The 19470-nt window shown below is 74.6% G+C and carries 21 protein-coding genes; 5 read left to right on the forward strand and 16 right to left on the reverse strand.

From position 1 onward, the window contains the following. The first annotated feature begins 50 nt into the window (after positions 1-50). Positions 51-674 (forward strand): nucleoside/nucleotide kinase family protein, encoded by a 624-nt coding sequence (locus FB558_RS09530; RefSeq protein WP_211366240.1) that lies wholly within the window; start codon positions 51-53, stop codon positions 672-674. Between the two features lie 82 nt (positions 675-756). Here the strand turns inward: FB558_RS09530 and FB558_RS09535 are convergent, their stop codons facing one another. Genes FB558_RS09535 through FB558_RS09555 form a run of 5 tightly spaced genes read right to left on the reverse strand, consistent with a single transcriptional unit; the run spans position 757 to position 4989 of the window. Continuing rightward, complete coding sequence (locus tag FB558_RS09535; RefSeq protein WP_142050520.1) at positions 757-1527, reverse strand: SRPBCC family protein; 771 nt, start codon at positions 1525-1527, stop codon at positions 757-759. Beyond that, the gene (locus FB558_RS09540) at positions 1524-1835 is read right to left on the reverse strand and encodes an ArsR/SmtB family transcription factor (protein WP_142050523.1); all 312 of its coding nucleotides are present in this window, start codon (positions 1833-1835) and stop codon (positions 1524-1526) included. The genes FB558_RS09535 and FB558_RS09540 overlap by 4 nt, the downstream gene beginning before the upstream one ends. Positions 1836-1875: 40 nt before the next feature. After that, positions 1876-3381, reverse strand: a complete 1506-nt coding sequence (locus tag FB558_RS09545; protein ID WP_142050526.1) for an amino acid permease — start codon at positions 3379-3381, stop codon at positions 1876-1878. 55 nt (positions 3382-3436) lie between these two features. Then, a complete protein-coding gene (locus tag FB558_RS09550) occupies positions 3437-4357 on the reverse strand; it encodes a cation diffusion facilitator family transporter (RefSeq protein WP_142050529.1) in 921 nt (306 codons plus the stop codon). A gap of 47 nt (positions 4358-4404) precedes the next feature. Then, positions 4405-4989: a TetR/AcrR family transcriptional regulator gene (locus FB558_RS09555; RefSeq protein ID WP_142050532.1), complete on the reverse strand. Its 585-nt coding sequence runs from the start codon at positions 4987-4989 to the stop codon at positions 4405-4407. Between the two features lie 115 nt (positions 4990-5104). On the opposite strand from FB558_RS09555, the gene FB558_RS09560 reads away from it, so the two are divergent. Next, positions 5105-6214, forward strand: coding sequence for a DUF418 domain-containing protein (locus FB558_RS09560; protein ID WP_246106340.1), 1110 nt, complete (start codon positions 5105-5107; stop codon positions 6212-6214). A gap of 48 nt (positions 6215-6262) precedes the next feature. Here the strand turns inward: FB558_RS09560 and manA are convergent, their stop codons facing one another. The 5 genes from manA to FB558_RS09585 all read right to left on the reverse strand — a co-directional run bounded on the left by manA (position 6263) and on the right by FB558_RS09585 (position 10683). Next, positions 6263-7483 (reverse strand): mannose-6-phosphate isomerase, class I, encoded by a 1221-nt coding sequence (manA, locus tag FB558_RS09565; protein WP_142050535.1) that lies wholly within the window; start codon positions 7481-7483, stop codon positions 6263-6265. Positions 7484-7499: 16 nt separating this feature from the next. Next, entirely contained in the window at positions 7500-8594 is a 1095-nt protein-coding gene (locus tag FB558_RS09570) for an SIS domain-containing protein (protein ID WP_142050539.1), read from the reverse strand. Between the two features lie 3 nt (positions 8595-8597). After that, positions 8598-8807, reverse strand: coding sequence for a Trm112 family protein (locus FB558_RS09575; RefSeq protein WP_142050542.1), 210 nt, complete (start codon positions 8805-8807; stop codon positions 8598-8600). A gap of 137 nt (positions 8808-8944) precedes the next feature. After that, a complete protein-coding gene (locus tag FB558_RS09580; RefSeq protein WP_142050545.1) occupies positions 8945-10300 on the reverse strand; it encodes a phosphomannomutase/phosphoglucomutase in 1356 nt (451 codons plus the stop codon). 26 nt (positions 10301-10326) lie between these two features. Further along, complete coding sequence (locus tag FB558_RS09585) at positions 10327-10683, reverse strand: DUF3499 domain-containing protein (protein WP_142050548.1); 357 nt, start codon at positions 10681-10683, stop codon at positions 10327-10329. A gap of 167 nt (positions 10684-10850) precedes the next feature. On the opposite strand from FB558_RS09585, the gene FB558_RS09590 reads away from it, so the two are divergent. Next, a complete protein-coding gene (locus FB558_RS09590) occupies positions 10851-11333 on the forward strand; it encodes a metallopeptidase family protein (protein ID WP_142050551.1) in 483 nt (160 codons plus the stop codon). A gap of 30 nt (positions 11334-11363) precedes the next feature. On the opposite strand, the gene FB558_RS44415 is transcribed toward FB558_RS09590, so the two are convergent. Next, the gene (locus FB558_RS44415) at positions 11364-11696 is read right to left on the reverse strand and encodes a WhiB family transcriptional regulator (protein ID WP_246106341.1); all 333 of its coding nucleotides are present in this window, start codon (positions 11694-11696) and stop codon (positions 11364-11366) included. Positions 11697-11861: 165 nt separating this feature from the next. Here FB558_RS44415 and FB558_RS09600 point away from each other — a divergent pair, with 165 nt between their 5' ends. Then, positions 11862-12635, forward strand: a complete 774-nt coding sequence (locus FB558_RS09600; protein WP_142050554.1) for a site-2 protease family protein — start codon at positions 11862-11864, stop codon at positions 12633-12635. A gap of 286 nt (positions 12636-12921) precedes the next feature. Here FB558_RS09600 and FB558_RS09605 read toward each other — a convergent pair whose 3' ends face one another. The 5 genes from FB558_RS09605 to FB558_RS09625 all read right to left on the reverse strand — a co-directional run bounded on the left by FB558_RS09605 (position 12922) and on the right by FB558_RS09625 (position 17513). Continuing rightward, on the reverse strand, positions 12922-13461 hold the full coding sequence (locus FB558_RS09605) for an NUDIX hydrolase (protein WP_142050557.1): 540 nt from the start codon (positions 13459-13461) through the stop codon (positions 12922-12924). Then, a complete protein-coding gene (locus FB558_RS09610; RefSeq protein ID WP_142050560.1) occupies positions 13455-14789 on the reverse strand; it encodes a coenzyme F420-0:L-glutamate ligase in 1335 nt (444 codons plus the stop codon). The genes FB558_RS09605 and FB558_RS09610 overlap by 7 nt, the downstream gene beginning before the upstream one ends. Further along, positions 14782-15774 (reverse strand): 2-phospho-L-lactate transferase, encoded by a 993-nt coding sequence (gene cofD, locus FB558_RS09615; RefSeq protein WP_142050563.1) that lies wholly within the window; start codon positions 15772-15774, stop codon positions 14782-14784. Before cofD ends, FB558_RS09610 begins: the two co-directional genes overlap by 8 nt. Before the next feature lie 72 nt (positions 15775-15846). After that, positions 15847-16386 carry a methyltransferase family protein gene (locus tag FB558_RS09620; protein ID WP_211366243.1) on the reverse strand — a complete coding sequence of 180 codons (540 nt, stop codon included), beginning with the start codon at positions 16384-16386 and terminating at the stop codon, positions 15847-15849. A gap of 119 nt (positions 16387-16505) precedes the next feature. Beyond that, positions 16506-17513, reverse strand: a complete 1008-nt coding sequence (locus FB558_RS09625) for a LacI family DNA-binding transcriptional regulator (RefSeq protein WP_246106342.1) — start codon at positions 17511-17513, stop codon at positions 16506-16508. A 128-nt stretch (positions 17514-17641) separates the two neighbouring features. Here FB558_RS09625 and FB558_RS09630 point away from each other — a divergent pair, with 128 nt between their 5' ends. After that, on the forward strand, positions 17642-19453 hold the full coding sequence (locus FB558_RS09630; RefSeq protein WP_142050569.1) for a glycoside hydrolase family 127 protein: 1812 nt from the start codon (positions 17642-17644) through the stop codon (positions 19451-19453). Positions 19454-19470: the final 17 nt, after the last annotated feature.

Genomic DNA, 19470 nt, shown 5'->3' on the forward strand with positions numbered 1-19470 from the left:
CGGGGGGATTGCAGCAGAGCCACTTTCCTGCAGCCACGTAGTCTCCCGCCGTGGAGCTCCCGCGGGCCGGCACGATCACCTTCGCCGCGCTCGCGGTGGAGGTGCTCGCCGCCCCGCCGCGGTGCGGGCCCACGCGGCTGGTGTGCGTCGACGGGCCGTCGGGGTCGGGGAAGACGACGTTCGCCGCGCGGCTGGCCGCCGCGCTCGGCGGTTCGCCGGTGCTGCACATGGACGACATCTACCCGGGCTGGGACGGGCTCGCCGCCGCGGTCCCGCTGCTGCACGACCAGGTCGTCGGGCCACTGGCCGCGGGGCGGGCGGCCCGCTACCGGCCCTACGACTGGCACCGCGGCGAGTTCGCGCAGCCGCGTGCACTCGGCACACCGCCCGTGCTCGTCGTGGAGGGGGCCGGGAGCGGAGCACGCGAGGTCGCAGCCCGTGCCGTGCTGCTGGTCTGGATCGACGCCCCGCGCGACGAGCGGTACCGGCGCGGCATCGCCCGCGACGGCGACACCTACCGCCCGCACTGGGAGCGCTGGGCGCGCCAGGAGGCCGCCCACTTCGCCGAGGAGGGCACCGCCGAGCGCGCGGACTTCCGGGTCGACGGTGCGTCCGAGGTGCCGCACGACCCCGCGCGGGAGGTCGTCCTCGCGGCACCCGCCCCTGCCCGATGAGCGCGCGCCCCGTCTCCGGCCACGCGCCCCGTCGACCCGGGAGCCTCGACCGACCCGGGGTGCGCCGCCTGCAGCCGCCGCGTCAGCGGCCGCTCGGCACGCGTTCCAGCCGCGCCACCAGGTCGGCGACCCGCGTGCGGTCGGCGGCCAGCGCCGCCTGCGGGTCGCCGCCCACGGTGTGCGTGAGCAGCAGCCGGGCGCCGTGCCCGGTGCCCTCCCGCAACTCCCAGCGCAGCCGGCCACCCTCGTCGGCGTCGTGCTCCAGCACGTGCCCGTGCGCGACGGCGCCCGCGGGCACGCCGGCCGTCAGCACCTCCCACACGGCGTCGGCGGGCCGGGTGAGCTGCCGCTCGTACCGCACCCGCCGGCCCTGCGCGTCCTCCTCGACGGCGCCGGCGTCGAGCCCGAACTGCGCGACGAAGCGCTCGTGCAGGGCGATGTCGTCGACGCCCGGGTCCTCGCCCGCGCGGCCGTCGAGCGCGAGGGCGAGCGCCACGATGCAGGTGTGCCAGCCCGCTCCGAAGCTCGCCGCGCCCGCGCGGTCGTCGAACGTGTGCAGCAGGACGAGGCGGGTACCGGCGCCGTCCGGGTGCAGTTCCCAGCGCAGGTGGTCCCCGCCCCAGGTGTAGGCGATGACGCGTGGCGGGTCCAGGTCCGTGACCACGCCGTCGTCGCCGAAGTCGAACGTGACGGCCCCGCCCACCCGCAGCTCGGGCGTCATCGCCCCGGGGAACCAGTCCGCGAGCCGCTCGGGCTCGGTCATCGCCCGCCACACCTTCTCCGGCGGGTGCCCCAGCCGCCGCTCCAGGCGCAACACCGCGCGGCCGCCGTCGGTCTGCAGGCTCTCGCTCACGTCTCCTCCTCAGCATCCTCGTCGAGGTGCCGTTCGAGGGCGTCCAAGCGGTCGGCCCACATCCACCGGTACGGCTCGAGCCACGCGTCGACCTCGCGCAGCGGGGCCGGGTCGATCTCGTACCAGCGGCGCTGGGCCTCGGCCCGCACCCGCACCAACCCCGCCTCGCGCAGCACCCGCAGGTGCTTGGAGGTGCCGGGCTGGCTCATGCCGAGCTCGGCGGTCAGCTCCCCGACCAGCCGCGGGCGCTCCCGCAGCAGGTCGAGGATGCGCCGGCGGACCGGCTCGGCGAGCACCTCGAACGTCACGAGCCGAACATACCGAGCCAGCTATATAACCGCAAGGAATCTACTTCTGGCGCTCCCGCCGCCCCAGCACCGAGTGCGACCGGCCGTAGGCGAAGTACACGACCACGCCCACGGCCATCCAGACGACGAACCGCAGCCAGGTCTCGACCGACAGGTTGATCATCAGCCAGACGCAGGCCAGCACGGCGAGGATCGGCACCAGCGGCACCAGCGGCGTGCGGAAGGCCCGCGGCAGGTCGGGCCGGGTGCGCCGCAGGACGACCACCCCGATCGACACCAGCACGAACGCGAACAGCGTGCCGATGTTGACCATCTCTTCCAGCGTGCCCGCCGGGAAGAACGTGGCGACGATCGCCACCACGACACCGATCAGGACGGTGGCCCGCACCGGCGTGCCGCGCGACCCCGTGCGCGCGAACGAGCGCGGCAGCAGGCCGTCGCGCGACATCGCGAAGAACACCCGGATCTGCCCGAGGAGCATCACCATCACGACGGTGGTGAGCCCGGCGAGCGCGCCCACCGCGATGATCGTGGCCGCCCAGTCGACGCCGAGCGAGGCGAACGCCGTGGCCAGGGTGGCCCGGGTGCCGTCCTCCTGCGTCTGCAGGTCCGTGTAGGGGACCATGCCGGTGAGGACGAGCGCGACCGCGACGTAGAGCACCGTGACGATGGCGAGCGAGCCGAGGATGCCGCGCGGGAGCGACCGCTGCGGGTTGCGGGTCTCCTCCGCGGTCGTGGCGACGACGTCGAAGCCGATGAACGCGAAGAACACCAGCGACGCGGCCGCGAGCAGGCCGTAGATGCCGTAGGTGCTGCCGGCCTCGCCGCCGATGGCCGAGAGCAACGACTGCTGCAGCCCGCCGTCGGACTCCTCGCCCGCCGCCGCGGCAGGCGGGATGAAGGGCGAGTAGTTGGCGGCGTTGATGTAGGTGAAGCCGAGGATGATCACGAACAGCACGATCGCGACCTTGATCGTGGTGATCACGAGGCTGACCCGGCTCGAGAGCTTCGTGCCCAGCACCAGCAGGACGGTGAGCACGGCGATCAGCAGCAGGGCGCCCCAGTCGAAGGCGACGCCCCCGAGGTCCAGCGTGGTGGGCACCTCCGCCCCGAACTGGGAGAACACCGTGGCGAGGTACTGCGACCAGCCCTTCGCGACGACGGCGGCCGCCACCGCGAACTCGAGCACCAGGTCCCAGCCGATGATCCAGGCGATCAACTCGCCGAACGTGGCGTAGGAGAACGTGTAGGCGCTCCCGGCAACCGGCAGCGTGGAGGCGAACTCGGCGTAGCAGAGCGCGGCGAGCGCGCACGCGATCGCGGCCAGCACGAAGGCGAGCGAGACGGACGGCCCCGCCACGTCCCCCGCCGTGCTCGCGGCGAGCGTGAAGATGCCCGCGCCGACGACGACCGCGACCCCGAAGACGATCAGGTCCCAGGTGGTCAGGTCTTTGCGGAGCTTGCTGTCCGGCTCGTCGGTGTCAGCGATCGACTGTTCCACCGACTTGGTGCGCATGATCCCGTTGCGGGTCTCGCGGAGGGCCATGACGCGCAACCTAACCGTCGCCCGCTGCTTCGGCCAGCCGGGCGAGGAGGAGGGGTCAGCCGGAGACGGTGGCGCGGTCGAGATCGGGCTCGAGGTAGATGACCCGCGCGTCCGGCACGCGCTCCCGGATCCGGGCCTCCGCGGCGTCGATGGCCCGCGCCACGGCCTCGAGCGGCAGCCCAGGAGCCAGTGCGATCTTGGCGGCGACCAGCAGCTCCTCCGGGCCGAGGTACTGGGTCTTGATGTGGATGACGCGCTGGACGTCCTCGACCTCCAGCGCCGAGACGATCGTGGACAGCACCGGTGGAGCCGCCCCCTCACCGATCAGAAGGCTCTTCATCTCGATGATCAGGATGATCGCGATGACGCCGAGCAGCAGGCCGATGCAGATGGTGCCGATCGCGTCGAACACCGGGTCGCCGGTGAGCACGCTGAGCCCGACGCCGAGCAGGGCCAGCACCAACCCGACGAGCGCACCGAGGTCCTCCAGGAGCACCACCGGCAGCTCGGGCGTCTTCGACTGGCGGATGAACTGCCACCAGGTCTTCGAGCCCTTCAGCGGCCGCGACTCGTGGATCGCGGTGCGGAAGGAGTACGTCTCCAGGCCGATCGCGACCACCAGGATCACGACGGCGACCAGCGGCGACGTGAGCGGCTCGTGCGCCTCCAGCTTGTGGATGCCCTCGTACAGCGCGAACACCGAGCCCAGGGTGAACAGCAGCAGCGCCACGACGAACGAGTAGAAGTAGCGGTCCCGGCCGTAGCCGAACGGGTGCTCGGGGGTGGCCTTGCGCCGGGCGGTGCGGCCGCCGAGCAGCAGCAGCCCCTGGTTGGACGTGTCGGCCACGGAGTGCACGGCCTCGGCCAGCATCGACGACGACCCGGTGATCAGGTATCCGATGAACTTGGCGATCGCGATCCCGGCGTTGGCGACCAGTGCCGCCACGATCGCCCGCGTTCCCCCACCCGCAGCCATGCCTTCTCCCCGTCCGGCCGATGTCCGGCACGGAGCCTAGTGCTCCCCTAGACCGGACGGACCCCGACCGCGGGGAGGATGGCCTGGTCGACGATCTCGGCCAGCCGTTGCCGCGTCGGTTCCTCGCCGGAGTCGATCGCGTGCTTGAGGACGAGCGCCTCACCGATGTCCTCGACGACCGGGGTGACCAGCGCCGGGTCGAGCTGTCCCAGCCCGGCGTAGTGGTGCAGCACCGTGGCCGTGAACCGCCTGCCCGCGGCGTCGAAGACCCGTTGCAGCGCCTCGGCCAGCTCCGGGCGGCGGTGCCGCTCGGTCATGATCGCCTGCACCGCGCGCGCCGTCGGGTGCCGGGACCACTCGATCAGCAGCTGCAGCGCCGCGACCAGGTCCCCGCGCAGGTCGTCGGCCGCCGGGGACGGCGCCTCCACGGGGTACGCCGCGGCGATCGCGTCGAGCAGCAGCTCCTCCGGGCCGGCCCAGCGCCGGTAGAGCGTGGTCTTGGGGGTGCCGGCACGGCGCGCGACGCCCTCCATCGTCAGCCTGCCGAGCCCCACCTCGTCGAGCTCGGCGAGCACCGCGTCGTGCAGGGCCGCGAGGAGCTCCGCTCCGCGGCGCCGGGGCCGGCCACCCATCGCGCCTCCTTGCCGAGATACGCATCCGTATCTTATTCTGCGCCAGCTACGCATCCGTATCTTACGAGAGGCACCGCTCGTGTCGTCGACCCGCTACGAACCCCCCGTCCCCCGGGTGCGTGCCCTCGCCCCGGACCTCGCGCGCGGCACCATGCTCGCCGTCATCGCGCTCGCCCACTCGCAGGTGCTCGCGCAGCCGTTCCTCGGGCCGGCGCCCGCGCCCGGATCCGCCGTCGACACCGCCGTGCAGGCGCTGCTGACGCTCTTCGTCGACAGCCGCGGCTACCCGATGTTCGCGGCGCTCTTCGGCTACGGGATGGTGCAGATCCTGCGGAGCCGCGAACCCGTCCTCGGCCGGACCGGCGCCCGCAGGCTGCTGCGCCGCCGCGCCACGTGGCTGATCATGTTCGGCCTCTGCCACGTGCTGCTGCTCTACCCCGGCGACATCCTCGCCTCCTACGGCGTCCTCGCCCTCCTCCTGGTGGGCGCGCTGCGCTGGCCGGACGGACGCCTGCTCACCGTCGCCGCAGGCGCCGCCGTCGTCGGGGCGCTGGTGTACGGCTCCGTCCTCGCGCTGCCCGCCCCGGTCGGCGACCCGGCCGACCTGCCCGTGGATCCGCTGGGCTCGGCGCTCTACCGGCTCATGGCGTTCCCGCTGGTGGTCCCGCTCAACGCGGTGATGGCCGCGGCGCCCCTGCTCGTCGGGATCTGGGCCGGTCGGCGCCTGCTGCTGGAGGAGCCCGAGCGGCACCGCCGCCTGCTCACGGGCGTGGCCGTCGCCGGGATCGCGATCGCCGCGGTCGGCGCCGTGCCGCACGCGCTCGTCACGACCGCCGCCTGGGTCCCGGGGAGCGGCGCCCTCGTCGCGGCCGGTGCCCTGCACACCGCCACCGGCTACGCGGGCGGGCTCGGCTACGCCGCACTCGTCGGCCTCGTCGCCCTGCGGCTGACCCGGCGGGGCACGGCCCCCGGCCCGGTCGCCACGGCGCTCGCCGCCTGCGGGCAGCGCTCCATGAGCTGCTACCTCGCCCAGTCGGTCGCCTGGTTCCTGCTGCTGGAGCCCTACCTGGCCGGCCTGACCGGGGCGCTCGGGATCGCCGCCGCGGCCGCCGTGGGCCTCGGGATCTGGCTGGTCACCGTGGTCGTCGCCGACCTGGCCCGGCGCGCAGGCCGCCCCGGGCCCGCCGAGGCGCTCCTGCGTCGCCTGGCCTACCGCACGTCGTGAGTGGATATGGGTGTCGGAGCACCCGTATCCACTCACGGCCTCCTGGGGTCAGACCGCCAGCGCGTCGCTGGCAAGGAACAGCTGCGTGCCGTCCGCCCGCGGCGTGACGGTGACGCTCGTGTCGGCCGCTCCCAGCCACACCGACGCCCCGCGGCCGATCTCCAGCTCGCCACCCAGCGAACGGACGCGCGCCGACCCCGCGGTGCAGAGCAGGATCCGCGGGCCGCCGTCGGGCACCGGGACGGGGCCGCCCGCCTCGGCCACGGCGTCGAACCGGCGGAGCAGGAACTCCTCCGCAGGGGTGTCGTAGCGGATCCAGTCGCCGTCCGGCTTGCCCGCGACGATCGGCGGCGGCGTGGCCTGGAAGTCCAGCACCCGCAGCAGCTCCGGGACGTCCACGTGCTTGGGCGTGAGCCCGCCGCGCAGCACGTTGTCGGAGTTCGCCATCAGCTCGATGCCCGCGCCGGACAGGTACGCGTGCAGGTTGCCGGCCGGCAGGTACAGCGCCTCGCCGGGCTCGATCGTGACGCGGTTGAGCAGCAGCGCGGCGAGCACGCCCGCGTCGCCCGGGTAGCGCTCGGAGAGCTCCAGCACCGTGCGGGCCTCGGTGGAGAACTCGCCGTCACCGCCCGCCAGCCCGACGCAGCCCTCCTGCAGGGCGGGGACCAACGTGTCCAGCACGGCCTGCGGGAGCGTGATCCACGTGGTGAACAGCGCCCGCAGCCCGTCGGCGTCGGGCTGGGCGGCGAGCAGCTCGGCATGCCCCGCGAGCTCGGGCACGCCGAGCGCGCGCAGCAGCCGCACCGTCACCGCCGGGTCCCGGAACCCGGCGAGCGCGTGCATCTCGGTGAGCGCGCAGATCAGCTCGGGCTTGTGGTTGGCGTCCTTGTAGTTGCGGTCGGAGGCGTCGCGGGCGACGCCCTCGGCCTCCTCCTGGGCGAACCCCGCCCTGGCCTGTTCGATGCTCGGGTGCGCCTGCAGCGAGAGCGGCTCGTCGGCGGCCAGCACCTTGAGCAGGAACGGGAGGGTGCCGTCCCAGCGCGCGCTCCGGTCGTCACCGAGCAGCCGCCGCGGGTCGGCGCGCAGCGCGTCGAGGAGCGACGTGCGCCCGCCGTCGGGATGCACCAGGTGCGACGGGTCGGCGGGATGGGCCCCGAACCACAGCTCGGCCTGCGGGTGCGCCGAGGGCACCTCCTCGCCCAGCAGTTCCGGGATCACCGTGCGCGAGCCCCACGCGTAGGCACGCACGGGGTTGTCCAGCAGCTCCACGTCCGGTCAGCTCTCCTCAGGCAGGCTCGATCGTGCGGGTGGCCAGTCCCAGGTACACCGCGGCCACGTCCAGACGCGACGCGAGCAGCACGGCCCGGAGCAGGGCGGCGTGCCGGGTCCCGCGCGCCACCTCGTCGACCGGGTGCGCCACATCGGCCGCCGGCCACCCGCGCCCGGCGCGCCGCAACGTCACCTGTCCGGGGTCATCCTCCCCGGTGGCCAGCAGTACCAGCCGCACGGGGGGTGCCTCCGCGGCCCCGTCCGGGTCGTCGAACGGGTCTCGGAAGATGTCGGTCCCCCGCGCCCCGCGGTCCACCGCCCGGACCAGGCCTGCGGCCGCCGCGGACTCGGTGACCTCCCCCGCGTGGGCCACGACCCCGGCCTGGGTGGCCAGCGCCGCCGCCCCGTGCACGGCGACGGCCGCCGCGAGGCGGTCCGTGCCCCACAGCAGCGGTGTGTGGTCGGCCAGGCGCAGCGCCAGCGACTTCGCCGGGTTCATGAAGGGCTCGTGGCCGGGCTGGTTGCGCTCCGCCTCCCCGTCGAGGACGTCGGCAAGCGCGTCCAACGTCGGATCGAGCGGGGAGTCGAGGAGCCCGAGCGCCTGGACCACGGCGAGCCCGACGGCCAGCGCGCACGGCAGGTCCAGCCCCGGCGGCACCGGGATGCGGGGCTCCACCAGCCGCGCCCGGCCGGCACCCGCCGACGCCACGGGCCCCTCGCCGGGCGCGGAGAGCACCACCTCGGCACCTCGGCGCACCGCGAGGACGACGCTGTCGGCGAGCTCGGCGTCGGTCTCCTCGGCCGTGTGCGCGATGACCACGTCCAGCGGGCCGATCCACGTCGGCGTCGTGTCCGTGACGACCACCGGCACCGGCGCGCCGGGGCCGAGCAGCGCGGCGAGCAGGCCCGTCGACGTGGCGGACGCGCCCGGCCTGCGCAGCAGCACCAGCGCCCGCGGACGGCCGCCGGCCAGCTCACCGACGCCCGCCTCCGCCGCGCTCTGCGCCGCGGACCGGACCTGCGCACCGGCGGTCGCCGCGGACCGCAGCACACCGCCCGAGTCGAGCGCCGCCAGCGCCCTCGGGTCGGCCAGCAGGGTGTCGTCGAGCACGGGTCAGTCGCTCGGCGGTGCTTCGACGGGCGGGATCGCCTCGTCCAGCAACAGGACCGGCACGCCGTCCACGACCGGGAACCCGCGACCGCACGACGTGCAGGTGAGCACGTCGGCGTCCGGATCGGCGGGGCTGCCGGCCCGCAGCGGCGCGTGGTCGTCGGACGGGCAGGCCAGGATGTCCATCAGCTGGGGATCGAGCTGTACGGCCACGGTCCTCCTCCTTCGACGGCGTCGATGTTCGCTCCGCGAGCTCCGCCCAGGCGCTCGGCGCGCGCGGGAACACCCGATGCTGCCAGTGTGCGGCGCACTCCGCCGGGCAGGTCGGCCACTCGCGGAGTTCGGCGAGGTCAGGCGCGGACGACCGCGAGCACCTCGTCGCGCAGCGCGGCCATCGCGGCGGCGTCCGCGGCCTCCACGTTCAGCCGCAACAGCGGCTCGGTGTTGGACGGGCGGAGGTTGAACCAGGACCCGTCGGGAAGGTTGACCGTGAGGCCGTCGAGCTCGTCGAGCTCGACGCCGTCGCGGGCGCCGTAGGTGTCCTTCACCGCCGCGATCCGGTCGGCCTGGTCGCGCACAGTCGAGTTGATCTCGCCGGATGCCGAGTACCGCTCGTAGTCGGCCATCAGCTGCGACAGCGGCGCGTCCTGCTCGGCCAGCGCCGCCAGCGCGTGCAGCGCGGCGAGCATGCCGGAGTCGGCCTTCCAGAAGTCGCGGAAGTAGTAGTGGGCGGAGTGCTCGCCGCCGAACACGGCGCCCGTCTCGGCCATCGTCTGCTTGATGAACGAGTGCCCGACGCGGGTGCGCACCGGGGTGCCACCGCGCTCGGTGACGATCTCCGGAACGGCCTTCGACGTGATCAGGTTGTGGATCACCGTGGCGCCCGGGTCCTTGGCCAGCTCGCGGGTGGCCACCAGCGCGGTGATCGCGCTCGGGCTCACCGGCTCGCCGCGCTCGTCGACCACGAAGCAGCGGTCGGCGTCGCCGTCGAAGGCCAGGCCGATGTCGGCGCCCTCGCTGACCATGCGCTTCTGCAGGTCGACGAGGTTGGCCGGGTCGAGCGGGTTGGCCTCGTGGTTGGGGAACGTGCCGTCGAGCTCGAAGTACATCGGCACGACCTCGAACGGCAGCGGCTCGAACACCGCGGGCACCGTGTAGCCGCCCATGCCGTTGCCGGCGTCGACCACCACGCGCAGCGGTCGCGCGCCGCTCAGGTCGACGAGCTCGCGCAGGTAGGCCGCGTAGTCGGCGAGCATGTCGCGGGTGCTCACCGTGCCGCCCCCGGGGCCGGCCGGCACGCCCGCCTCGACGGCCTCGCGGATCTGCGAGAGGCCGGTGTCCTGCCCGATCGGCGTGGCGCCCGCGCGGCAGAGCTTGATGCCGTTGTACTTCGCCGGGTTGTGGCTCGCGGTGAACATCGCGCCCGGCAGCTCGAGGGTGCCGGAGGCGAAGTAGAGCATGTCGGTGCTGGCCAGGCCGATCGACACGACGTCGAGGCCCTGCCCCGTGACGCCGTCGGCGAACGCCGCCGCAAGCTCCGGGGAGCTGTCGCGCATGTCGTGACCGATCACGACCCCGCGCGCGCCCTCCGCCCCCACCAGCGCCGCCATCGCCGCGCCGAGGTCGCGGACGGTCGCGGCGTCGAGCTGCTCGCCGACCACGCCGCGGATGTCATAGGCCTTCACGATCGCCGCCAGATCTGCCACGCCTCAGACACTAGCGTCGCCGCGGATCAGTCCTCCGAGGGCCCGGGGAGGACGCGCAGGTGCCCCCGGCGCCCGGTGCCCGACGCGGGCACCGGCTCCACCGGGCGGTCGGCGCGTCCGGCCTCGCGCACGGCCTCGGCCAGCGCGGTGAGGTCGTCGCTGCTGTGCTGCGGCGGGGCGAACTCCCCCTCGAACCGCACCAGCTCCCAGCCCCTGGGCGCCGTCAGCCGGTGGGCGTGCGCCGTGCACAGGTCATAGGAGTGGGGCTCGGCCTGTGTGGCCAGGGGACCGACGACCGCCGTGGAGTCGGCGTAGACGTAGGTGAGCGTGGCCACCGCGAGCTCGGTGCACCCGGTCCGCGAACACCGCCGCACACTCAGCACGTCCCGGACGATACCTCCTCGCGCCCCCGCTCCCCGGCCGCGACGCGCACCGTCTGCGCGACTCACCCCCTCCGGGCACCGCCGGGATCGCCGGTGCGGGTGGTGTCCGCGGGACGCGGAGCGTCGGGGAGTGGGACCGGCCCGCCGGGGGCCGTAGGATTCCCCGGGTGACGACCGCGCGCCGGACGCTGCGCCGCTCGCCCCGCAGGCGGGACCGCCGGGGGCGGGGCCTGCGCGGACTGATGTACCCGGCCACCACGCCTGCCTCGCGCACGCGTGCCGAGAAGTTCGACGCCATGGTGCTGGAGGCGTTGGAGCCGATCGAGCTGCGCTGGGGATCCGAGCTCGCCGACCTCGACCTCGCCGTGGACGAGGTCCCCGAGGTCGACGAGACCTCGCCGGACGACGTGGTGTGGGGCCAGGGCGTGCTCGCCGACGTCGGGGTTCCCCTCGCGCAGCTCGTGCCGGCCGGCGTGGACCCGGAGGGGCTGCCGTCGCGGGCGCGGATCGTGATCTACCGCCGACCGCTCGAGGCGCGCGCCCGAGGGGGCGCCGACCTCTCCGACCTGCTGCACGAGGTGCTCGTCGAGCAGGTGGCGGAGTACCTGAACATCGAGCCGGACGCCGTGGACGGCGACGAGGGCCGGTAGGCGCTCGCGCGGCTCAGACCACCGGACGGCTCAGCAGGCGGCGCGCCGCAGCCGGCGCCGCTCCCGCTCCGAGAGCCCGCCCCAGATGCCGAAGCGCTCGTCGTGCGCGAGCGCGTACTCGAGGCACTCGGCGCGCACCTCGCACCCGGAGCAGATGCGCTTGGCCTCCCTCGTGGAGCCGCCCTTCTCCGGGAAGAACGCCTCCGGATCGGTCTGCGCGCAGAGCGCGCGCTCCTGCCAGTCCTGCTCCTCGGGTTCCTCCTGGCCGAGTGCGGCAACCGCCTCCCCGAACGGATCGGCAGCCGGATACGGAACCCCCGCTGTGGTTTCGACCAGCTCCATCGTGGCTGTGATGACGTTCACCTTGCCCACCTCCCCGCGCGCCCCCGGCGTGGCCGCCACCAACCCTACGGGCTGGGAATGACAGCGATGTAAGTACAGCGCTGTCGGTTCGAGGTTTGCAAGCTGAAGCTGCCGACCGGGTGACGCAGTCCACCCGGTCGGTCGCCCGTTCAGCACAATGACCGGGTGCGCGTTGTGTCTGATCGGGTCAGTCCCTGGTTCCTCGTGCTCGTCGCGATCGCGGTCGCCGGAGCGGTGCTCGCCGTCGCCGGCACTCCCGCCGCCCTCGCCACGGGCACGTCTCCGCTGCTCACGGCGGGGGTGGTGCTGCTGGTGCTCGGCGGCTGGGCGGTGTCGCTGTGCCTGCACGAGTTCGGGCACGCCCTCGTCGCCTACCGCGCGGGCGACCGGTCCGTGCGGTCGAAGGGCTACCTCACGCTCGACATCCGCCGCTACACCGACGTCGGGCTGTCGTTCGTCCTCCCGATCGTGATCCTCCTCGTGGGTGGGATCCCACTGCCCGGTGGCGCTGTGTGGATCAACCACGGCGCGATCCGCTCCCGCGGCGCGCGCAGCCTCGTGTCGCTCGCGGGCCCGGGCACGAACCTGGTGCTCGGCGCGCTGCTCACCGCGGCCGTCGCGCTCGTGCCGATGCCGATCGGGCTCGCGATCGGCCTCTCCTGCCTGGCGTTCATCCAGGTGATCGCGTTCGTGCTCAACATCATCCCGATCCCGGGGCTCGACGGCTTCGGCGTGCTGGAGCCGTTCCTGCCGCTGTCCGCGCGCCGGCTGGCGGCGCGGGTGCGGCCGTGGGCACCGCTCGTGCTGTTCCTGCTGATCATCGGGGTGCCGGGGGTCTCCTCGGCGTTCTTCCAGGTCGGCGGGAACCTGTTCGCGGCCGTGGGCGGCGACGCCGAGCTCGCGTTCTTCGGCTACAGCGAGCTGCGGTTCTGGGAATGAGTGCACCGCCCGCGGGTACTGGTGCGGAGTAGGGCGATCGTGACGACGACACGAGGGGTGGAACATGGGCGTCCACGCCACTGACCCCGCGGGACCGGGCCCCGAGCCAGAACCGCCCGGGCCCGAGCCGTTCCCGCCGACCCCTCCGAAGGCGCCGGACCCACCCGAGCCACCGCTCCCACCCGCGCCGCCCGCCCGACCGGCCTGATCGCCCGCGCGACTCGCCCTGTCCGGACGGGAGACTCGCGCTGTCCGGACGGGAGACTCGCCGGGGTGGGGTCGGGCGTCAGGGAAGGCGGGAGCGGGCGGCGGCGACCATCGCGGGGACGTCGGCGTCGTCGGGGAGGGCGTCGAGGGGCCACCAGCGCAGGTCGTCGGATTCGGCGCTGATCCGCGGTACCGCGCCCTCCGGCGCCCGCACCAGGAACCGGACGTCGAGGTGGCGGGTCGGCAGGCCCAGCGAGCAGGTGATCGGGTGGACGTCCACGTGCAGCGGCGCCGGGTCGATCGTCAGGCCGTCGATGCCGGACTCCTCCGTGGCCTCCCGCAGCGCGGCGTCCGCGAGGGAGGCGTCGCCGTCCTCGCAGTGCCCGCCCAGCTGCAGCCACCGGCCGACGCGCGGGTGCAGGGTCAGCAGGGTGTGCTCGGCCGCCGCGTCGACGACGAGCGCGGACGCGGTGAGGTGCCCGGGCTCGCACGAGCGGGAGCACGCGTCGTCCGGACGGGCGTCGAGGAAGGCGAGCAGCGCGTGGCGCAGGCCCTGCTGAGCCCGGTCGGCCGGGTCCCAGGCCGTCAGCTCGGCGACCGCCGCAGCGGGGGCTACCACTCGAGGAACCCCTGGTCCGGATCGCGCGGCGGGCGCGGCACGAGCGGGTCCGCCGGCACCCCGACGGCGACGGCGCCGAGCGGCTGCCAGTCCGGGGGAAGGTCCAGGACCCGGCGGACGACGTCCGGCGCGAAGATCGTCGAGCCCACCCAGCACGAGCCGAGCCCCTCGGCGGCCAGCGCCACGAGGAACGACTGCACGGCCGCACCCCCGGCCACCGTGAACATCGTCCGCTCACCCGTGCGGCGGGCGTCGTCGGGATAGGTGTGCATGCCGTCGCCGGTGCGGAAGGCGAGCACCAGCTCGGGGGCGCGGCGCAGCAGGTCGCCGCGCCGCATCCGCCGCTCCACCTCGTCCGCGGGGCGCCCGTCGGCCTCCAGGTGCTCGCGCCACCGCGCCGCCATCGCGTCCAGGAGCGCGGCGCGCCGCTCGCGCACCCACGCGAACCGGATCGGTGTGCTGTGGTGCGGCGCGGGCGCGGTGAGCGCCACGCCGACGGCCCGCCGCAGCACCGCCCCGTCGACCGGGTCGTCGGTGAACGCGCGGGTGCTGCGCCGCAGCAGCACCGCCTCGCGCCTGCCGCGGGCGATGGCCTCGTCGGTGCCGAGCCAGAACATGTCCTCGTCGAGCGGGCGCACGAGGTCCCGCGCCGTGGAGCCGTCGTCCACCGGCGCCATTCCGCGCACCACCGCCACCGGCAGCCCGCCGAGCTTGCCCTTGACGAGGTCGGCAGCCGCGGCCAGCTCGTCGGCCAGCGCCACCTCGGTGACCAGCAGCTCGTTGCCCTCGGCGTCCAGCTGCCCTTCGTAGCGGTGCAGCACGGGCAGCCCGGCCGAGCCGATCGCGACGTCGGTCTGTCCCACGCGCCAGGTGCGGCCCAGCGTGTCGGTGACGACCACGGCCACCTCGACGCCGCGCAGGCGCCGCAGCTCGTCCCGCAGGCGCGCGGCGCTGGCGTCCGGGTCGGCCGGGAGCAGCGCGAGCTCGTCGCGCCGGACGTTCGAGCCGTCGACACCCGCCGCCGCCTGCACGATGCCCAGCTTGCCCGCGACGATCAGCGTGCGGCCCCGCCGGGCCAGCACCCGCTCGGTCTCGGCGTCGACGAGCTCGCGGCGCAGCGCGTCGCGCGCCTCGGGGTCGGTGGGGGCGGGAACGAGCCTGCCCTCCACCTTGGAGAACACCTTGGAGGTGATCACCACGACGTCGCCGTCGGCGAGCCACGGCGCGGCGTCGGCGAGGGCACCCGCGAGGTCGTCACCGGGGCGGAACTCGGGCAGCCCGGGGACCGGCAGGACCGTCAGGCCCTCGGGGGCGGCGTGGTCACGCAACGGTCGTCCCCGCCAGCTCCAGCGCCCGCCGCGCCATCTCGGCCGTGGCGTCCACGTCGGACATCAGCAGCGGCACCGCCTGCACCTCGACGCCCGGGACGTCGGCCGTGTCGCCGGTGTGCACGAGCCAGCCGTCGAGCACCCCGCCGTCGGCGCGCGCACCGAGGTGCCGCCCGACCGCCTCGGCGCTGGTCTCCACGCCGATCGTGGTGAGGCACGCGTCGGCCATCCCGCGCACCGGCCTGCCGCCCACGATCGGCGACAACCCCACGACCTTCGCCGCCGTCTCGCGCAGCGCCTCGCGCACACCCGGCACGGCGAGGATCGTGCCGATGCTGACGACGGGGTTGGACGGTGCGAGCAGCACGGCGTCGGCGTCCCGGATCGCGTCGCGCGCCGCCGGCAGCACGCTCGCCTGCTCGGCGCCGACCGAGACGATGTCGTGCGCGGGCAGCTCGGCGCGGTGCCGCACCCACCACTCCTGGAAGTGGATCGCCTTGCGCGCCTTCGGGCCGGTCTCCGGGTCGTCCACGACCACGTGGGTCTCGACCCTGTCGTCGGTGGCGGGCAGCAGCCGGACACCGGGGCGCCACCGGTCGCACAGCGCGGTGACGACGTCGGAGAGGCCGTACCCGGCGCGCAGCATCCGGCTGCGGACGAGGTGGGTGGCGAGGTCGCGGTCGCCGAGGCCGAACCACGTGGGCTCGGCGCCGTAGGCGGCGAGCTCGTCGCGCACCGTCCAGGTCTCACCGACCCGGCCCCAGCCGCGCTCGGTGTCGATCCCACCGCCGAGGGTGTACATGCACGTGTCGAGGTCGGGGGTGATCCGCAGGCCGTGCATCCAGACGTCGTCGCCGACGTTCACCACGGCCGTGACCTGGTGCCCCGACTCCCCCTCACCTGTGGGGGGCAGGCCGAGCGCCGCCTTCACCCCGAGCAGGAAGCGGGCCCCACCGACGCCACCGACCAACACAGCGACTCTCACGCGAACGAGCGTAGTCGTCCACCCAGACGCACCTTGGAGCCTTATTGCTGTTCTGTCGCCCGCTGGGCAGCGCTATGGCTCCACGGTGCGGTGGGGCGGTTCCCACGGGCGTCGACGCGGGATCCAGCGGGGGACGTTCTCGCAGTAGAGCTCGTACTGCTCACCGAACTGCGCTGCGAGCGCAGGCTCCTCCCGCAGGCGAACGAACGCCGTGACCGGCACCGCCATCACGCCCGTGTACACGAGCAGCCGGGCGCGGCCGAGCAGCAACGCCTGCCCGAGGACGGCCGAGGCCAGCGCGAGGTACATGGGGTTGCGGACGTGTCGGTAGATCCCGCCGACCACGAGCTCGGTGGGCGCGGCCACCGGGATCGGCGTGCCGAGGCCCTCCCGCACGAAGCGCACGAACGCCGAGGTGATCGCCGCCCCGCCGATCGCGACGAGCACGCTCCCCGCCACCTGGGCCGGGACGCCCCCGGGCACCGGGTCGCGTCGCTCCCAGCGCGTGAGCAGGTAGGGGACGACGCCGGCCACCGTGCCGGGACCGGCGGCCATGAAGAGGGCCGAGACCAGCCCCGCGCGCCGGCGCCGCGTCCGCACGTCCGCTCCCATCGGGCACCTCCCCGGGACCATATCCGATGACGAACGGCACTTTCGTCGGCTAGGTACCGACGAGAGTGCCGTTCGTCCGGGTGGGAGTCTGCAGCGGAGCGCGCGGCCACGCCGCCGCCTCAGTCGGGCAGGGTCGAGGCGCGGACCACGAGGCGGGCCGGGAGCGCCACCGTTCCGCGGTGCGCACGGCCGGCCACCGCGTCCAGCAGCAGCCGGGCGGCGTGGCGGCCCAGCTCCTCCAGCTCCAGGTCGACCGTCGTGAGCGGGGGGCGGCTGGCCAGCGCCATGACGTCCCAGTTGTCGTAACCGGTGACGGCGACGTCCTCGGGGATGCGCCTGCCCAGCTCGCGCAGCCGCTCGCAGACCCCGCGGGCGATCTGGTCGCTGCCGCAGGAGATCGCGTCGAGGTCGGGGTGGGCGCGCAGCAGCAGGTCGACGGCGTGGCGGCCCCAGCGCTCGCTCCACTCGCCGTAGAGCGCCGGGCCGCGGAACGCCCCTCCGGCCGCCTCGACCGCCGCGGAGGCCCGCTCGACGGCGCTGCGGTGCCGCTGCGGGCCGGTGACGTGGGCGATCGCGGTGCACCCGACGTCCAGCAGGTGCCCGACGGCGGCGGTCGCGCCGCCCCGGTCGTCGACGACGACCGAGGCGTCGGCCGGGTCGGTCGAGCTGGAGAACGCGTAGACGACGGGGATCGGCACGTCGATCGGCGGCCGGGGCTCGGTGCGCCGCCCGGTGACGATGATCCCGTCGACCCGCCGGGCGAGCAGGGTGCGCACGTAGTGCTGCTCGCGCAACGGGTCGTCGCGGGTGTCGCACAGCAGCAGGGCCATCTCCCCCGCGGAGAGGGCGTCCTCGGCGCCGAGCATGATCGGGATGCTGAAGCGGCCGGAGCTGTCGGTGGTGACCAGCCCGACGGTGTAGCTGCGCCCCGAGGACAGCGCGCGGGCGCGGCCGTCGGGGGTGAACCCGAGCTGCTCGGCGGCGCGACGGACCCGTTCACGGGTCTCGCTGCGCAGCTGGCCCGTGTCGTTCAGGGCCTTCGACGCGGTGCCGGGCGAGACCCCGGCCAGCGCCGCGACGTCGGTGATGCGGACGACGCCGGCGCGGCTCGACGCACTGCTCGCCACCGGCACTCCTTTCCGTACGTTCCGGCCTCGGCGCATCGTAGCGGCACCAGGCCTTGACTGCTCGGGGCACCGACCCTACCGTCTCCACGGAAATCGAATTCCTTTTTTCCGTGACACGCAGGAGTGGCATGACGGCGACCTCGCCCCGGACCGGCACCACCAGCACCCGGGGGCCCGCCGCCCCGACGGCCGCGGCGCAGGTGGCGCTGCGCCCGCTCGGCCTCGGCGAGGCGACGATCGGCGGCGGCTTCTGGGCCGGCCGCCAGGACGCGAACGCGGCGGCGATCCCGCTCGGCCGCCGGCGTCTCGAGGACGCCGGGAACCTCCGGAACCTGCGCATCGCCGCCGGCCGGGAGGAGGGCGACGCGATCGGCCCGATCTTCGCCGACTCCGACGTCTACAAGTGGCTCGAGGCCGTGGCCTGGGAGTACGCCCGCCGCCCCGCCGAGGAGCTGCTGGCGATGCAGCGCGAGGTCACCGCGGTCGTCGCCGACGCGCAGGCCGCGGACGGCTACCTGAACTCCGTCGTGCAGGTCCGCCACGCCGACGAGCGCTACACCGACCTGCCGTGGAGCCACGAGCACTACTGCGCGGGACACCTCATCCAGGCCGCCGTCGCCCAGGTCCGCTGCACCGGCGACACGGCGCTGCTCGACGTCGCCGTCAAGGTCGCCGACCACCTGGCCGACACCTTCGGCGAGGACCGCCGCCACGACGTCGACGGCCACCCCGTGATCGAGATGGCGCTCGTCGAGCTGCACCGCGAGACCGGCGACCCCCGCCACCTGGAGCTCGCCCGCTACTTCGTCGAGGCCCGCGGCCACGGGCTGATCAGCGCCTACGGCCACGACCCGACCTACTTCTCCGACCGCGTTCCGGTGCGGGAGGCCACCACGGTGGAGGGCCACGCCGTGCGCGCGGTCTACCTGACCGCCGGTGCCGCCGACGTCGCCGCCGAACGGGGCGACACGGCGCTGCTCGACGCCCTCGCCCGGCAGTTCGACCACATGCTCGCCACCAAGACCTACATCACCGGGGGGCTGGGCGCGCGCTGGGACCGGGAGGCCTTCGGCGACCCCTACGAGCTGCCCACCGACCGCGCCTACGCCGAGACCTGCGCGGCGATCGGCGGCGTCCAGTGGGCGTGGCGGATGCTGCTGGCCACCGGCGACGCCCGCTACGCCGACGCGATCGAACGCATGCTGTTCAACGGCTTCCTGGCCGGCGTCTCCCTGTCGGGCTCCGAGTACTTCTACGTCAACCCGCTGCAGCACCGCAGCGACGCCCACGCCGACGGCGACCGCTCGCCCGCCCACGGCCGCCGCGGCTGGTTCGACTGCGCCTGCTGCCCGCCCAACGTGATGCGCACGCTGTCCGGGTTGGAGGGCTACCTCGCCACGCGTGACGACGGCGGCGTCCAGCTGCACCAGTACGCACCGGGCACGGTCACGGCAGGCGCCACCACGCTGACCGTCGAGACCGAGTACCCGTGGGACGGGCTGGTGCGCGTGCGCGTCGACGCCGCGGACGCCCCCTTCGCCCTGTCCCTGCGGGTGCCGGCGTGGGCGGCGGGCGCCACCCTCGACGGCGCACCGGTGGGACCCGGCTACGCCCGGGTGCAGGTGGCCGCGGGCGACGTCGTCGAACTGCGGCTGCCGATGGAGGTCCGCACCACCACCGCGCACCCCCGCGTCGACGCCGTGCGCGGCTGCGTGGCCGTGGAGCGCGGGCCGCTGGTGTACGCGGCCGAGCAGGCCGACCACGACACCCCGGTCGACGACCTGCGCCTCGACCCCGCCGCCCCGCGCGCGGGCGCGCACCGCCCGGACCTGCTCGGCGGCGTCACCGTCGTCACCGCGGGCGAGCTGACCCTGGTGCCGTACTACGCCTGGGCCAACCGCGGCGCGGCGCCGATGCGCGTCTGGATCCCGACCACCTGAGTTCCACCCGTCAGGAA

This window comes from Pseudonocardia kunmingensis (genome assembly GCF_006716445.1).
Lineage (GTDB): Bacteria > Actinomycetota > Actinomycetes > Mycobacteriales > Pseudonocardiaceae > Pseudonocardia > Pseudonocardia kunmingensis.

What these genes read in the sequence shown, in the direction of transcription:
- FB558_RS09545 (WP_142050526.1), bottom strand. Translation starts at nt 3,381, where the DNA reads ATGGCCCTCCGCGAGACCCGCAACGGGATCATGCGCACCAAGTCGGTG.
- FB558_RS09550 (WP_142050529.1), bottom strand. Translation starts at nt 4,357, where the DNA reads ATGGCTGCGGGTGGGGGAACGCGGGCGATCGTGGCGGCACTGGTCGCC.
- FB558_RS09555 (WP_142050532.1), bottom strand. Translation starts at nt 4,989, where the DNA reads ATGGGTGGCCGGCCCCGGCGCCGCGGAGCGGAGCTCCTCGCGGCCCTG.
- FB558_RS09620 (WP_211366243.1), bottom strand. Translation starts at nt 16,386, where the DNA reads ATGGGAGCGGACGTGCGGACGCGGCGCCGGCGCGCGGGGCTGGTCTCG.
- FB558_RS09630 (WP_142050569.1), top strand. Translation starts at nt 17,642, where the DNA reads ATGACGGCGACCTCGCCCCGGACCGGCACCACCAGCACCCGGGGGCCC.